The following is a 13,756-nucleotide window of genomic DNA, read 5'->3' as shown; positions in this document are numbered from 1 at the left end:
GGCGGGTCACCGCTGGCGGGAGGGGGAGGGGGAGGGGGGAAAGGGTGCGGTGTGGTGTCGCGGGGTCATGGACTGCTGGTGCGTCCGGGCGGGGCGTTCCAACCCCGGGCGGCGGGCATTGCACTCAAAAGCGGTCATGGGGGTCGGGCTGATCACCGTACCGCTCCGTTGTCGTGCTGCGAGTCGAGGCGGGAGTGCAGCGCCGCCGCGTAGGGGCGTATCCGGTGCAGCAGGGAGCGGGTCAGCCGGTCGCCCTCGTCGCGGTCCAGCAGCGCGGCCACCTCGCGGGCCAGTCCCGGCGGCAGGTCGTGGGCGACCCAGTCGCGTACCGCCTGGCCCAGCCAGCGGCGCTGGAGCAGCACCGCCGGGTCCTGGTCGGCCTCCCGTACCGCCCGGGTGTCGGGGGCCGGGCCGGCCGCCAGCAGGCCGCGGCCCAGCAGCACCGGGGAGGTCCCGCCGCGCGGCAGGAAGCGGCGCACGATCTCGGCGCGCTCGGTGGCGGTGAGGGTACGCCGCAGCCGCTGGGTCTCGGCCTCCGCGTACCGCAAGTAGGCGGTCCTGGCCCGGCGTTCGCCCCGGGTGAGCGGGTCCTCCGCCCGCGCCGCGCCGGTCCAGGCGTTGCGCAGCCGGGCCTTCAGCAGCGCCGGCCACACCTCGTACCGCTGCCAGTCGATCCGGCGGACCGCCTGGAACACCTCCCACAGCACCTCGCCGCGGACCGCCTCCCGGTCGGCGCCGGCCGGCACCCGCGCCGCCTGCGCCTGGGCGGTGCGCAGCGCCCAGGGCCAGAGGGCTTCCAGCAGCCGGTCGGTGAGCTCCCGCCGCGCCCCCTCGCCCCGGGCGCGTGCCTCCTCGGCGAGGGCCCGCAGCTCGGTGTCCACCCAGGATCTGCGGAAGGGGTCGGCTGCCGGGGCGGTGTTCGGTCGGGGGTCCTGACACTGTGGCGGCTGCATGAGCCCGCTCCTTTCCATGTGCGTGGGTCAGGCCGACCGTTCGATCAGGGCCGCGGCCAGGGCGCCGCCCAGGCCGACGGGGGTCGTCCGGGCGTCCCGGGAGGACCAGCCCCGGTGCAGGTCGAAGCCGAGGTGGGCCGGACCGGGGCGGGTCAGGTCGAGCAGGACGGTGGGCCCCACGATGTCCCCGGCCGGGGACCCGGGTCGCAGCGGGCGGGTGCCGAACGCCAGGGTGATCCGGGGCAGCGGGGTCAGGAAGACCAGGTGCCCGCCGTGGAGCGGGACGGCGCAGTACGGTGCGGGCAGCCCGTCGCCGCCGATCGGCGGGGTCTGGGCGAGCCCGCAGGTGTACGGGGTCCGGGTGGTGTTGAGCACGGTGACCGCGCCCGGGTCGCCGCCGGGGCGGTCGTACGGGGCGGTGGCCGCGTCCGCGCCGACCGCCACCACCTCTCCGGCGCCGACAGGGCAGAGCCGGGGCGGGGTGGGCGGGGCGGCGGCGTAGGCGTAGGTCTCCGCCGTCCACGCCAGGGTGGTGGTGGGGGCGAGGTCCCGGAGGACGGCCCAGACCAGCGGGACGCCGTCCCGCTGGTCGCAGCCGACCGCGTGGCAGAGGGAGAGCGCGTAGCCGCCCTCGCGGAGGGCCCGCACGGTGGGCTCCGGCATGGTCAGGACGATCAGCCGCCGGGCCCCGTCGGTCTCATGGACACCGGTGCCGATGCGCGTCATGCCGTCGCCCCCTCTCCCGGTCCGCCGGTCAGGGGTTGGGGATCTCCCGCAGCTTCTTGAAGTCGTACGGGTTGCCCGGGGCCTCCGGCACATAGGTGCACTGCACCTGCCAGGTCTCCATCACGGTGGGCCGGACGAAGAACTCCGCGATGTAGACCTGGTCCTTGCGGATCACCGCGGCCCCGGCCTGCGGGGTCAGCACGGCGGCCAGCGAGTTCTGGTCGACGGAGCCGGAGGAGGCCCGGGCGATGATGTTGTTGGGCTGGAAGGGCTTGGTGCTCATCGGCGTCCAGATGGACACCGAGGTGACGGCGTCCCCGAGGAGGTTCGGGAGGCCGACGGACTGACCGAGGCCGGAGGGCACGATCAGGGTCTCGATGAACTGGTCGGACGGGATGTCCGAAGCCTGGTTGCCGGTCCAGGACCAGCCGTTGTTGATGTCGTAGCCGAGGCTGATGTTGTTGCTGAGGGTGAGGTCGGCCAGCACGGCGGGGCCGATCGAGCTCTCGATGACCATGCCCTCCTGGTAGGGCGCGGCTGCGAAGACCAGTGCCACCTTCTCCAGCGGCACGATGAGGTCGAGGTTCAGCCCGTACAGCGGGAAGGCGCAGATCGGCGTGGGCAGTCCGCCGCCGGTCGGGTTGGGCTGGGCCAGCCCGCAGGTGAACGGGGTGGTGACGGTGTTCTGCACGGTGACCGCCCCGGGGGTGCCGCCGTCCACCACCGAGCCGACCGCCTGGCCGGAGACCTGGAGGATCTGGCCCAGGTCGATCGCCTCGGTGTCGCTGCTGCTGAAGTCGACGCCGTTCTGGATCTCCTCCATGGAGGCGTAGGCGTAGTAGTCCTCGGTCCACGCCACCGACGTGGAGGTCGAGTACTGGGTGGTGGCGGCCCACACCGTCGGCGCGCCGCCGCCCACGGCACTCTGCACCGCCTTGAACATGAACAGCTTGTAGTTGCCCTGGGCGAGCTGCTGCACGGTCTCCGGCGACATGGCCACGTTGATCATGTACGGGGTGCCCTCGGCGTCCCGGAACCGTCCGGCCGGCGGGTTGACGGCGAGGTGGGGGTTGCGCATGGGGACCACTTCCCTTCGGTGGGCCCGGGCGGTGCGCCCGGGCGGCTTGCGCACCTTCCAGTAGGCAGTCCGTCCCCCGGTCCGGAGCGGTCCGGACCCGTGCGCGGATCAAACCAGGCAAACGCCAGAGGCCAACCGGTGAGTAAACGATCCTTCGGCCGACATGGTGACCGGGGCCGGCGGCCGGCACCGGGCGGAGCCGTCCATGGCCCCCGAGGGAGCGGCACGGTCGGCCCGATGCTGTGATCCGCGTCTCAGCCGGTTGCCCCTGACGTCAATGTCAGAGGTGAGGATGGCGGCGACGCCCGGAGTCACCGGGCCGGTCGGACGAGAGGCGGCGGAAGATGGGCCAGGCGTGGGGTTTCGGCAGGTATGGCGGGCCCGAGGTGCAGGAGTTCTTCGATCGTCCCGATCCCGCCCCGGGTCGCGGCGAGGTGCTGATCCGGGTCGCCGCGGCCGGGGTGAACCCCCTCGACCACCTTCTGCGCTCGGGTCTGGTCGACGGGCTCGACGGCGGACGTCCGTTCCCCCGTGTGCTGGGCATGGAGGCGGCCGGAACCGTTCTCGCCCGGGGCGAGGACGTCAGCGGGCTGGAGGTGGGTGACGCGGTCTTCGGCTTCGCGCTGACCGGTGGCGGCACCTACGCCGAGACGACGGTGCTGTCCGCACCCAACACCGCGCGCATCCCGGAGGGCCTGTCCCCGACCGTGGCGGCGACGCTGCCGGTGGCCGGGACCACCGCGGTGGACGCGCTGGACCAGCTCGGCCTCCCGGCCGGTGCCACGGTGCTGGTCAACGGGGTCGGGGGCGGGGTCGGCCTCGCCGTCGCCCGGCTGGCCATCGGGCGCGAGCTGCGGGTGGTCGGCACCGGGAGTACCGCCAAACGCGAGTACGCCGAGGCCATCGGGGTGCGGTTCATCGACTACACCGCCGAGGACGTCGCCGCCGCGGCACGCGAGCTGGTTCCGGGCGGCTTCGACGGGATCGTCGACCTGGTCGGAGGCACCTCGCTGCGGACGGTCGCTCCGCTGGCCCGGCATCCCCGCGAGGTCATCGCCGTGGGCGACGTGACGGTGCCGGATCTCGGTGGCCGCCTCGTGGAGCGCCGCATCGACCGCGAGAACCTGGAGCGGTCGGCCCGGCTGGCCCTCGACGGAGTCCTCGCACCGGTCGTCACCGCGGTCCATCCGCTCTCCGACGCCCCGGCCGCCCTCGCCACCGTCGAGACCGGCCACGCCCCGGGCAAGGTGGTCATCGAGGTGGCCTGAGAAGCGCCCGGCCGTCTGACACCGCCCGCCCCGCCGGGCCGGTGCTCGGCGGGGCGACGTGGTCGGGACTCCGGCCCAGGGGCGGGGGTGGCCCTGGGCCGGAGGTCGTGGGTCAGCGGCTTCGGTCGCCCTGCGCCGCGTCCTTGCGGGCCTGCTCCTCGATGCGGCGCTTGGCGTCCTCCCAGGTGATCGGCAGCTCCGCCACCGGCACCTCCCAGAAGGTGAACGTCGACTCGCGCATCACGGAGCGCAGCCCGGTCATGATCGTCTTGTGGGGCTCGGCCTTGGCGTAGGCGTACAGCGCGTCCCGGTCCTCCCAGGCGGAGAGCGTGTAGAAGACGCCCTTCAGCAGCTGGGCCTCCAGGGAGGCGCCGAGTGCGCCCGGGGCCTTGCGCACCTGGCCCCAGGCGGAGAGCGACTTCAGGAAGAACCGGGGGGTGTCCTTGCCGGACCGCACGTCCAGGCGCGACGCCATGACGAAGGCGGTGGTGTCGGGCCGGGCCGGGTTGGGCGTGGTCCACGGAAGAGTCGGCACGGTATCCTCGCATCACAGTTGGTGAGTGGCGGTATCTATATTAGACAGTGCTACTGCCTAGTTGCCAGTGGGGAGCTGAATCCGGGTGAGGATTTCCGAACTGAGCCGTCGCAGTGGAGTGGCCACCGCGACGATCAAGTACTACCTGCGGGAGGGGCTGCTGCCGCCCGGGCGCGCGACCGCCGCCACCCAGGCGGAGTACGGCGAGGCCCATGTGCGCCGCCTCCGGCTGATCCGGGCCCTGATCGGGGTGCGGGGGCTGAGCGTGGGCGCCGCCAAGGACGTCCTGGACGTGATCTCCGAGGGCAAGTCCGACACCCATGAGCTGCTGGGCCTGGTCTTCGGCATCTGGCCGTCCGGCGACGGGGGCGGCAAGGGTACGGAGGAGGAGGGGGACGGGCTGGGGGTGGACCACCTCCTCGCCGAGATGGGGTGGACCGTCTCCGAGCACAATCCCGCCCGCGAGGTCATCACCCGGACCCTGCACACGCTCAACTCCCTCGGTGTGGAATACGGCTGGCGCGAACTGCTGCCCTATGCCGCGCTGGCCGAGCAGACGGCCACCCTCGACCTGGACCAACTCGAAGGGCCTGACGACCCGTTGGAGAAGGCGGAGCGGGCCGTGCTGCTGACCATCCTGCTGGAGCCCGCGCTGCTGGCCCTGCGCCGGCTCGCCCAGGAGGCCGAGTCCACGGTCCGCCACCGCGGTTGACCCGCCCCGATGACAACACGGGGGCGGGCGGGGGTGCGTGAGTGGTGGGTACTCACCTTCCCCCGGCCCGCGCCGGGGTGCCGGCGGGGGGCGGGTCGCCGAGGCCGGGGGGAAGTGAGTGGCCGGCCCTCAGGTGCGCCGGACGGGGTGGATGGTCTTCTCGCGGGTGGAAGGGCACGGGGCAAAGGCCCCGCGTACCGCGTGCGGGGAGGCAAGGACATGCAGTTCAGGATTCTGGGCCCGCCCGATCTGCTCGACGAGGAGCGCCGCCTTCGGGCGCCGCTGACCAGCCCCAAGCAGCGGCGGTTGCTCGGCGCGCTGCTCGCCCGGCCGAACGCCCCGGTGCCCCGGGAGGAGCTGGTCCGGGAGGTCTGGGGCGGCGACCGGACCCCGAAGCACGCGCGCGCCGCGCTCGGCGCCCATGTCGCCGGTTTGCGCTCCGCCATCGCGGCGGTGGAGGGGCCGGGCGGTGCGCGGGCGCGGCTGACCGCCGGCCCGGACGGGCTGCTGCTGCGGGTCGCGGCCGCGGAGACGGACAGCGGGCGCTTCGGCCTCGCCGTCGCCCGGGCCGCCCGGCTGCGCCGGACCGACCCGGAGGACGCGTACACCGTGCTGCGCGGCGCCCTGCCGCTGTGGCGCGGGGCCGTGCTCGGTGGCGGTGGAGGACCGCACGGGCTCCTCTGCGCCGCGCTGGCGGACGGGCTCCGGGACGAGCGGCACCGGGCGCTGGGGATGCTGTTCGACACGGCGCTGCGCACCGGGCGCCATCGGGAGGTCGTCCCGGAGCTGCGCGAGGCCATCGCCGCCCACCCGCTGTGCGAGCGCTTCCACGACCAGCTGATGCTGGCGCTGTGCCGCTCGGGGCGGAGCGGGGAGGCGATCGGGGTCTACACCGAGGCCCGGCGCCGGCTCACCGAGGCCCACGGCCACACCCCGCTGCTCCGCGCCCGGCTGGAGCAGATCAGTACCCGGGCCCCGGAGCTGTCCGGGGAGGCCGCGGGGGAGCATCCCGTACTCCCGGCGCCCCGGCCGCCGCTGGACGGATCCGCGCGCACCGGGCGGGAGCGGTTCGCGGTCCGGGAGAGGGAGCGGGGGGCCGGGCCGGCGGAGCGCTCCGTCCTGGGGTTTCTGACCGATCTCCTCAGCGGGCGGGAGCTGTACAGCGGGGGAGGGTGAGGGGGCGGCATGAGACCGCCCCGGGGAACGGGTTCCCCGGGGCGCCGCTGTGTGGAGGGTCAGAGTTCGCCGATGATCCGGGCGGCCACGTCCATGCCGGAGGAGTAGGCGGCCTCGTGCGAGCCGATCTGGTCCACGCCGTGGCGCCTGGCGTGGAAGTAGGAGCCGCACAGCTTCACCCGGGTGCCGTCGTTGACGTCATAGATGTGCTGCTGCATCTCGCGGACCGGGACGTCGATGACGGGGTGGGTGTACGGGAACTCGGCGATGACGGTCGCCGGGTCCACCTCGCCCGGGTAGTCCAGGGTGACGAAGTAGTCCTGCTCGGCGGTGAAGCCGTGCAGCTTGTTCATGTAGTAGGCGACATAGGTCCTCGGCTGCCCGTCGACCTCGACCTTGCCGTAGTTCCACGCCTCCCAGCGCTCCCGGTCGGCCGGCACCACGGAGGGGTCGGTGTGCAGGATGACCGTGGAGCCGTTGTAGGCCACCTTGGAGAGCACCTCGGTCTGCCGGTCGCTGGGGTTGTCCAGCAGGGCGAGCGCCTCGTCGGCGTGCGCGCCGATGACCACGTAGTCGTACCGCTCGGAGCCCCGCGCGGTGGTCACGGTGGCCCCCTCGCCGTCCTGGTGGATGGCGGTCACCGGCTCGGCGGAGCGGATCTCCGGGCCGATCGCGGCCAGCGCCTTGCGCACGTAGGAGACCGAACCGCCGCCCACCGTGCGCCAGTCCACGCCGCGACCGCCGAGGCCGCCCTCGTCGTGCCCCATGAAGAAGGCGATGGCGGTGCTCGCGGGCATCTGCCAGATCAGCTCGGCCGGGATGGACCAGACCGCCGAGCAGAGCAGGATCACATACGAGTGGCGGAACGCCTGGCTGTAGCCGCCCCGGTCCAGGTACTCGCCGAGCGGGATGTCGGCCTTCTTGCGGACGAAGTCCTTGCGCCCCTCGGTGTGGAAGCGCCGCGCCTCCCGCCAGATGGTCAGGAACTCCTCGGAGTAGCGGGCGGTCACCTCCTCCTCGCTCAGGTCCAGCTCCCTGGTCCCGTACTCCAGGCCGCTGTCCCGGTCGAAGAAGTTGAAGGCGCCGCGGTGCTCGACGGTGTCGACGCCCAGCTCCTCGAAGAACTCGCAGAGGTTGGTGTAGGCGGGACGGTTGAAGACGACGAAGGCGGTGTCGATGCCGAGGGTGCGGCCGTTCTCCACCACCTCGACCGTGTTGGCGTGACCGCCCAGGCGGTCCTCCCGCTCGTAGATCGTGATGTGGGCGCGCTCGCGCAGGTGGTAGGCGGCGGAGATCCCGGCGGCACCGGCTCCGACGATGGCCACGCGCGGACGGGTGGGCTGTGACATGGGGTGTCCTTTGCTGGGGTGGGGCCGTCTCAGACGGAGGAGAGGTGCGGGAGCGGGGCGAGGTCGGTGCGGCGCAGGGCCCCCGGGCGGCCGTCCTCGGCGGCGACGGCCACCAGGTGCCCGGGGGCGGGCCGCAGCAGGTCGAACCACCAGCGGGAGGCCGGCCGGTGGGGGTCGTGCACGCGGATGGGGCCGCCGCCCCGGGGGCCGAAGGCGAACGAGCCCAGGTCCCGGGTCAGGCCGGTGCCCAGGGCCTTGAGGTACGCCTCCTTGAGCACCCACAGCTCGGCGGCGAGGGCGTCCCGGGCGCCGGGGTCCGCGGCGGCCAGCTCGGCCCGCTCGGCGGGGGCGAGCCGGGCCGCCAGTCGCGGTGCCAGCCCGGCGGGCGCGGGATCGGGGCCGGTGTCCACCCCGCACCCCCGGCCCCGGGTGACCACGCAGGCGATCAGCCCCGGGGTGTGCGAGAGGTTGAACCGCAGCCCGTCCCCGTCCCCGGCCAGCTCCGGACGGCCGTACGGGCCGGTGGTGAACCGCCAGTGGGCGAGCGGACGGGACGCGGTGGCGCTCAGCGCGTGGCGGCACAGCAGCCGGGCGCCCAGGAAGCGCCGGCGGGCCCCCGGGGCCGGGCGCCGGGCCAGGGCGGCCCGTTCCGCGGCGGTGAGCAGCCGGGCCCCGCCGAGGGCGGCGGCGAAGCCGTCCACCGCGTACTCCGGCAGCAGCCACAGGGAGGTGGAGTCATCGGCTTTCGGTGCGGGCGGCATGGGCGGGGCTCCCCCGGGTGCTCAGCGGCGGGCGGCGGCGAGGTCGCCGGCGCGCTTGGCGAGCGGGAACTGCCAGTGCGAGAACAGCCGGTCCTCGCGGTGCAGCCGGCGCAGCACCGCCATCACCTCGTCCACCACCGACTGGTCGGTGATCTGCTCGACCGGGTGGATATGGCGGCGCAGCCGCTCCAGCATCAGCAGCAGCAGCGCCCCGCTGGGCAGCGGCGCCTCCGAGACCCCGGCGGAGTGGACGAAGGTGAGCACACAGGCGGAGACCGCGTGCAGCAGGCAGTACTCCTTGGACAGTTCGAACAGCTCGGCCGACTGGGCGTAGGCCCGCCCCAGCTCCTCCTTGAGCGCCGCCGCCCGGTCGGCCAGCGCCGCCGTCCGGTCCAGCAGCTCCTCGGCCACCTCGGCGGCCCGCTCCAGCCTCTCCCGTTCGGTGCCGTCCGCCGCCTCGGCCAGCTCCCGCAGCCGGCGGATGCCGTCCGGGGCGGCGAGCAGCGCGTCGTCGGCGCCCCGGCTGAACAGCTCCTGCCGCCACGGCTCGTAGCGCGGCAGCTCCCGGTCCATGGAGAACAGCACCCCGGCTCGCTCGGCGGCGGCCGCCCGGACCTCCGGCGAGGCGTCCAGGGCGGTGGTCAGCAGGCCGCCCAGCTGCTGGCCCAGGTTGCGCAGGTTCACCACGGTGTTGCCGTCGGCGATGTTGGCCACCAGCAGGTCGCGCAGCATCTTCTGGTACGGGCCGTAGTGCGGGTGGTCGCGCAGGAAGAACCGGGCGCCGAGCACCGTGTTCAGCTGGGCCATGGTCCGCTCCAGCAGCGTCGGCACCAGGTACTTCACCGCCGAGGACCAGACGCTGACCTGCTCCGGGGCGGCCTGGAGGCAGCGCACCGCGCCCAGGCTCATGGCGTCGGCGATCATCAGGTCGGCGAACACCTCGGTCAACTGGCGGCGGCTGTAGGGGACGTCGCTGACCGCGGTGCCGAAGAGGATCCGGCCCTCGGTGAAGTCCAGCGTCAGCCGCAGCCCGGTGTCCACCGCGGACATCGGCAGGCTGCCGATCACGCTGCGGGCGACCTGGGTGGCCTTCAGTGCGATCTCCAGCCCCTGGCCCTCGGCCCCCAGCAGCGCGCCGTCGGGGACGAAGGCCCGCTCCAGGCGCAGTCCGCTGAGATCCAGGGCCCGCAGCCCGTGCAGCTTCTCGACCGGCAGCTCCTCCACGGTCTCGGCCGCGAGGGTCCACTTGTCGACGAGGAATATGGAGTACGCGGCCGGGCCGTTGCGCTTGCCGGTGCGGGCGTGGACGACCATGGTGTCGGCGACGGTGGCGTTGCCGATCAGCCACTTCTCACCGGTCAGCTCCCAGCCGCCCTCCACCTTGACGGCGGTCATCTCGTTGGCGACCAGATCACTGCCGTGCTCGCGCTCGGACAGCCCCCAGGACAGCCCGCCGCCCCGCTTCATCGCGGCGACCGCGGCGCTCTTCTGCTCCTCGGTGCCGGCGATCCACAGCGGCATGAAGCTGAGGTTGGTGATCACCATCGCGGTGGCGGTGGTGGCGTCCCGGCGGGCGACCAGCCGCATCAGGTTGAAGCCGGTCTCCACGTTGCCCGCCCGGCCGCCGTGCTCCCCGGGCAGCGAGTACTCGTGGGCGCCCCAGCGGCGCAACTGGCTGACCAGGCCGAAGGGGTACTCCTGGTTCTCGTCCAGGTCCAGCACCCGGTGGAAGGACATCCGGCTGCCGCCGTCGTGCGGATCGCCGAGGTACTGCTCCAACTCCGCGGCGAGCGCGGTGAGATCGGCCTGGGACATCAGGACTCCTGTCGGGTCGTCGGCGCCAGCGCCACGGGCAGGGCGGAGAACAGCTGCCCGGACTCCCGCAGCGCCGACACGGCGTCCAGGGCGGGAAGCAGGGCGGCGCCATGGCGCCGGGGGTCCACGCCGTCGGCGCGGGCGAGCAGATAGCCGAGCACGGCGCCCAGCCAGCCGGTGGAGCCGGGCTTGGTGCCGTACAGCGGGCGGTGCCGGTTGGCCTGCCACAGGTGTACGCAGGTGGCGGCGGCGTGCAGCCAGGCGTACCGCTCGGCCGCGTCCACCAGGGCGTTGGGGTCGGCGCCGGGCCGCTGGGCGGCGCCGGTCAGCTCCCCGAGCCCGCCGGTGGCCTCGGCCAGCCGCCGCAGCAGCCCGGCCGTCACCCCGTCCTCCTCCGGTACGTCCTCGGCCGCCGCGGCCAGGGCGCCGGGCAGGCCGGCGAGGACCGGGTCGGCGCCCCGGGCGAACAGGTCGAGGCGGTCCGGTTGGTACGGGGGCAGCTCCGCGTCCAGGTCGAACACCGTGGCCAGGGCGGCCGGGTCCACCAGGGCGCCGGAGCCGGTCAGGGTGGGCAACTGGCCCGCGTAGGACCGCAGGTTGGCCAGGGTGCTGGAGTCGATGACCCGGACCACCCCCGAGTCCCGCGCGAGCTTCTGGAACAGCCCGGCGCCGGGTGCCCCCTCCCGTAGCACCGAGCGGGTGGCCAGCACCGTGCCGCAGCGGCGGATCAGCTCCTCGCCGGACTCCGCCACCACATGCTTGGCGACCGGGGCCCAGACGCTGAACGCCTCGGGCAGGACGTGCACCCCGCGGGCCGCGCCCAGCGCCACCGCGTCCGCCGCCAGCAGCGCCGCCGAGGCCACGGCCAACTCCCGCCGGGCATGCGGCGATGCGGTGAGCGCGGTGCGCCCGACCGTGCGGGCCGAGGCGAAGTCCAGGGTGAGGCGGACCGCGCTGTCGGCGATGCCGAGACTGCCGGCCATGGACATCAGCCGTACCGCCTGCTGCGCCTTGACCGCCGCCTCCAGCCCCTCGCCGACCCGGCCGACCAGCGCGTCGTCCGGCACCGGCAGCCCGGTGAAGCGCATCCGGGCCAGGTCGATGCCGCGCATCCCGCCGGTCCGCGCGGCGGGCGCGCGCTCCAGCCGGCCGGGCTCCGCCGACGCCACATCGAGCAGCACCGCCGAGAAGGCCGCCGGTCCCCGGCCGCCGGTGCGGGCCACCACGTACACCGCCTCGCAGCGCGTCCCCAGGCCCACCATCCACTTCTCGCCGTCCAGCACCCCGTCGGTCAACCGCACCTCGCCGGACAGCAGATCGCTGCCGTGCGCCGCCTCGGTGAGCGCGAAGGCCACCGCGCCGCCGCCGCGCAGGATCCGCGCCGCCCGCTCCCGCTGCGCGGGCGAGCCGTGCAGTTGCAGACAGGTCGCCGCGATGATGCTGAACATGGTGCCCGGCATGACGTTGACGTCCCGCCGGGCCGCGCACCGCACCAGGGTCAGGCTGCGGTCGAACGACTCGAAGGTGCCGCCCCACTCGCGGGGCAGGTAGTTGAGATGGAACCCGGCGCCCACCAGCGCCTCGCACAGGGCGGTGGGGAACTCGTCCCGCTCGTCCCGGGCCACCGCCGCCGCGAACCCGTGCGGCAGGGTGTCGTCACCGGGGTCGCCGAGCAGCTCCTCCAGCCGCTCCGGGGTCAGCGCCGCGCTCATCGCAGCCCCGCCGGGGTGTCGTCCACCGGGGCCTCCAGCGGCACCGGGCGGTAGTCGCCGACCCCCGCCGGGATGCGCACCCCGGCGCTGCGCAGCTGCGCCAGCCGGGTGTGGAAGGCCGCGCCCAGCATCAGATGGTGGGCCACGTCGGCGACCCGCCGGTTGCCCGGGGTCTTCAGATAGCTGCCGGTCACCCAGTCGTTGAAGCTGCCCATCGCCGGGCCGCACCAGACCTGGTAGTCCATCGTCCGGTCGCCCTCCCCGGTGACCGCCCAGCGCGAGGACATCCCCAGATACCAGCGGAACACCAGCGCCATCCGGCGCTTGGGGCTGCCCGCCGCGCGGGCCAGCTGCTCCGGGTCGCGCCGCTCGAAGTAGCCCACGCACTCCTGCCAGACGTCCTCCAGCGGACGCCGGAACAGCTGCTGCTCCAGCTTGGCCCGCTCGGCCGCCGGGATGGCCTCGATGCCGTCGTACGCCTGGTAGAGCTGGTAGAGCTTCCTGGCCCGCATCGGGAAGAGGGTGCCCTTCTTCAGGACCTGGAGCTCCACCCCCAGCTCGAACATGTCCGCCGCCGGCGCCATGTCGCAGTCCGCGATTCCCGCCTCCGCCAGCATCGCCTTGGCGGCGGTGGACGCGCCGGACTCCACACAGGACTGGTTCACCGAGCCGGTCACCACATAGGCGGCCCCCATGGCGAAGGCGGCGCTGACCGCCACCGGGGTGCCCAGACCGCCGCCGGCGCCCACCCGCACCGGCACCGGGTAGCGGTGCTCGCGCTGCACGGTGTCACGCAGCCGCAGGATGGTCGGCAGCAGCGCGGGCAGCGGGCGGCGGTCGGTGTGGCCGCCGGAGTCGGCCTCCACGGTGATGTCGTCGGCCAGCGGCACATGGTGGGCCAGCGCGGCCTGCTCCTGGGTGATCAGCCCCTGCTCCAGCAGCGAGCCGACCAGGGCCGCGGGCGCCGGGCGCATGAAGCGCTCCGCGGTCTCGGTCCGGGAGACCTTGGCGATCAGCCGGTTGGCGGCCACCACCGTCCCGTCCGCCTCCCGGTAGAGCCCGGCCAGTCGGTAGCGGACCACATGCGGGGTGAGGTCCAGATAGGCGGACGCCTCCACACAGCGCACCCCGTGCAGCAGGAACAACTCCACCGCCTCCCGCTCCAGCCGGTCCTCGCTGGGGCTGTGGATGAGGTTGACCGCGTACGGCAGGTCCGGGATCTCGGCGGCGAACCGGCCGAGCGCCTGCTCGATCGTCCGGGGCAGCAGCCCGGCCGCCCCGAAGGAGGCGAGGAAACCCTCCCGGGCGAGGGCGATGACCATGTCCGCCGAGGCGATGCCGCCCGCCATGGCGCCGGCCATGTACGGGCTGCGCACCCCGTGGGCGGTCAGGAAGGCGGCCGACCCCAGCCGGTGCGGCGGCAGCGGCTGGGCGGCGGCGAGCAGCGGCCAGCCGGTGGTGTCGGTGCCGGAGACCACTCCGCCGCCGGAGACGGCGCCGATCCCCTCGGGGGTGACGACGATGAAACAGGGCTGGTCGAGGTCGGCGAGGGCGCCGTAGATCCCCGCCGCGTCCGTGCCGGGGTACCGCTCTCCGCGCCATCGCAGAGGCGTGTCGTGAAGGTGATGCGTGGGAGACATGGGGAACGAAGCTCCTAGGGCTGGGCGGGCC

Annotated in this window: 12 protein-coding genes; 3 read left to right on the top strand and 9 right to left on the bottom strand. The window is 74.1% G+C overall.

Going from position 1 to position 13,756, the window contains the following annotated elements:
* Nucleotides 1–152: 152 nt before the first annotated feature.
* From M1O15_RS21855 to M1O15_RS21845, 3 genes are read right to left on the bottom strand one after another with little or no spacing between them, the layout of a single operon-like run.
* Nucleotides 153–953 (bottom strand): hypothetical protein, encoded by an 801-nt coding sequence (locus M1O15_RS21855; protein WP_248635807.1) that lies wholly within the window; start codon nucleotides 951–953, stop codon nucleotides 153–155.
* Nucleotides 954–980: 27 nt separating this feature from the next.
* Nucleotides 981–1,679 (bottom strand): hypothetical protein, encoded by a 699-nt coding sequence (locus M1O15_RS21850; protein ID WP_248635806.1) that lies wholly within the window; start codon nucleotides 1,677–1,679, stop codon nucleotides 981–983.
* 28 nt (nucleotides 1,680–1,707) lie between these two features.
* The gene (locus M1O15_RS21845) at nucleotides 1,708–2,757 is read right to left on the bottom strand and encodes a hypothetical protein (protein WP_248635805.1); all 1,050 of its coding nucleotides are present in this window, start codon (nucleotides 2,755–2,757) and stop codon (nucleotides 1,708–1,710) included.
* A gap of 344 nt (nucleotides 2,758–3,101) precedes the next feature.
* Here M1O15_RS21845 and M1O15_RS21840 point away from each other — a divergent pair, with 344 nt between their 5' ends.
* A complete protein-coding gene (locus M1O15_RS21840; RefSeq protein ID WP_248635804.1) occupies nucleotides 3,102–4,025 on the top strand; it encodes an NADP-dependent oxidoreductase in 924 nt (307 codons plus the stop codon).
* Between the two features lie 112 nt (nucleotides 4,026–4,137).
* Here M1O15_RS21840 and M1O15_RS21835 read toward each other — a convergent pair whose 3' ends face one another.
* Nucleotides 4,138–4,560 (bottom strand): DUF3291 domain-containing protein, encoded by a 423-nt coding sequence (locus M1O15_RS21835; protein ID WP_248635803.1) that lies wholly within the window; start codon nucleotides 4,558–4,560, stop codon nucleotides 4,138–4,140.
* 85 nt (nucleotides 4,561–4,645) lie between these two features.
* On the opposite strand from M1O15_RS21835, the gene M1O15_RS21830 reads away from it, so the two are divergent.
* Nucleotides 4,646–5,272, top strand: a complete 627-nt coding sequence (locus M1O15_RS21830; RefSeq protein ID WP_248635802.1) for a MerR family transcriptional regulator — start codon at nucleotides 4,646–4,648, stop codon at nucleotides 5,270–5,272.
* Nucleotides 5,273–5,491: 219 nt separating this feature from the next.
* Nucleotides 5,492–6,448: an AfsR/SARP family transcriptional regulator gene (locus M1O15_RS21825; protein WP_248635801.1), complete on the top strand. Its 957-nt coding sequence runs from the start codon at nucleotides 5,492–5,494 to the stop codon at nucleotides 6,446–6,448.
* Nucleotides 6,449–6,507: 59 nt separating this feature from the next.
* Here M1O15_RS21825 and M1O15_RS21820 read toward each other — a convergent pair whose 3' ends face one another.
* From M1O15_RS21820 to M1O15_RS21800, 5 genes are read right to left on the bottom strand one after another with little or no spacing between them, the layout of a single operon-like run.
* Entirely contained in the window at nucleotides 6,508–7,797 is a 1,290-nt protein-coding gene (locus M1O15_RS21820; protein WP_248635800.1) for an NAD(P)/FAD-dependent oxidoreductase, read from the bottom strand.
* A gap of 29 nt (nucleotides 7,798–7,826) precedes the next feature.
* Nucleotides 7,827–8,558 carry a 4'-phosphopantetheinyl transferase family protein gene (locus tag M1O15_RS21815; RefSeq protein ID WP_248635799.1) on the bottom strand — a complete coding sequence of 244 codons (732 nt, stop codon included), beginning with the start codon at nucleotides 8,556–8,558 and terminating at the stop codon, nucleotides 7,827–7,829.
* A gap of 21 nt (nucleotides 8,559–8,579) precedes the next feature.
* Nucleotides 8,580–10,373 (bottom strand): acyl-CoA dehydrogenase family protein, encoded by a 1,794-nt coding sequence (locus tag M1O15_RS21810; RefSeq protein ID WP_248635798.1) that lies wholly within the window; start codon nucleotides 10,371–10,373, stop codon nucleotides 8,580–8,582.
* Complete coding sequence (locus M1O15_RS21805) at nucleotides 10,373–12,085, bottom strand: acyl-CoA dehydrogenase family protein (RefSeq protein WP_248635797.1); 1,713 nt, start codon at nucleotides 12,083–12,085, stop codon at nucleotides 10,373–10,375. Before M1O15_RS21805 ends, M1O15_RS21810 begins: the two co-directional genes overlap by 1 nt.
* Nucleotides 12,082–13,725 carry a PfaD family polyunsaturated fatty acid/polyketide biosynthesis protein gene (locus M1O15_RS21800; protein ID WP_248635796.1) on the bottom strand — a complete coding sequence of 548 codons (1,644 nt, stop codon included), beginning with the start codon at nucleotides 13,723–13,725 and terminating at the stop codon, nucleotides 12,082–12,084. The genes M1O15_RS21805 and M1O15_RS21800 overlap by 4 nt, the downstream gene beginning before the upstream one ends.
* Nucleotides 13,726–13,756: the final 31 nt, after the last annotated feature.

This window comes from Streptomyces lichenis (genome assembly GCF_023218175.1).
Taxonomy (GTDB): Bacteria; Actinomycetota; Actinomycetes; order Streptomycetales; family Streptomycetaceae; genus Streptomyces; species Streptomyces lichenis.
Note: the sequence above shows the minus strand (reverse complement) of the source record. Positions and strands in the feature narration are given on the sequence as shown.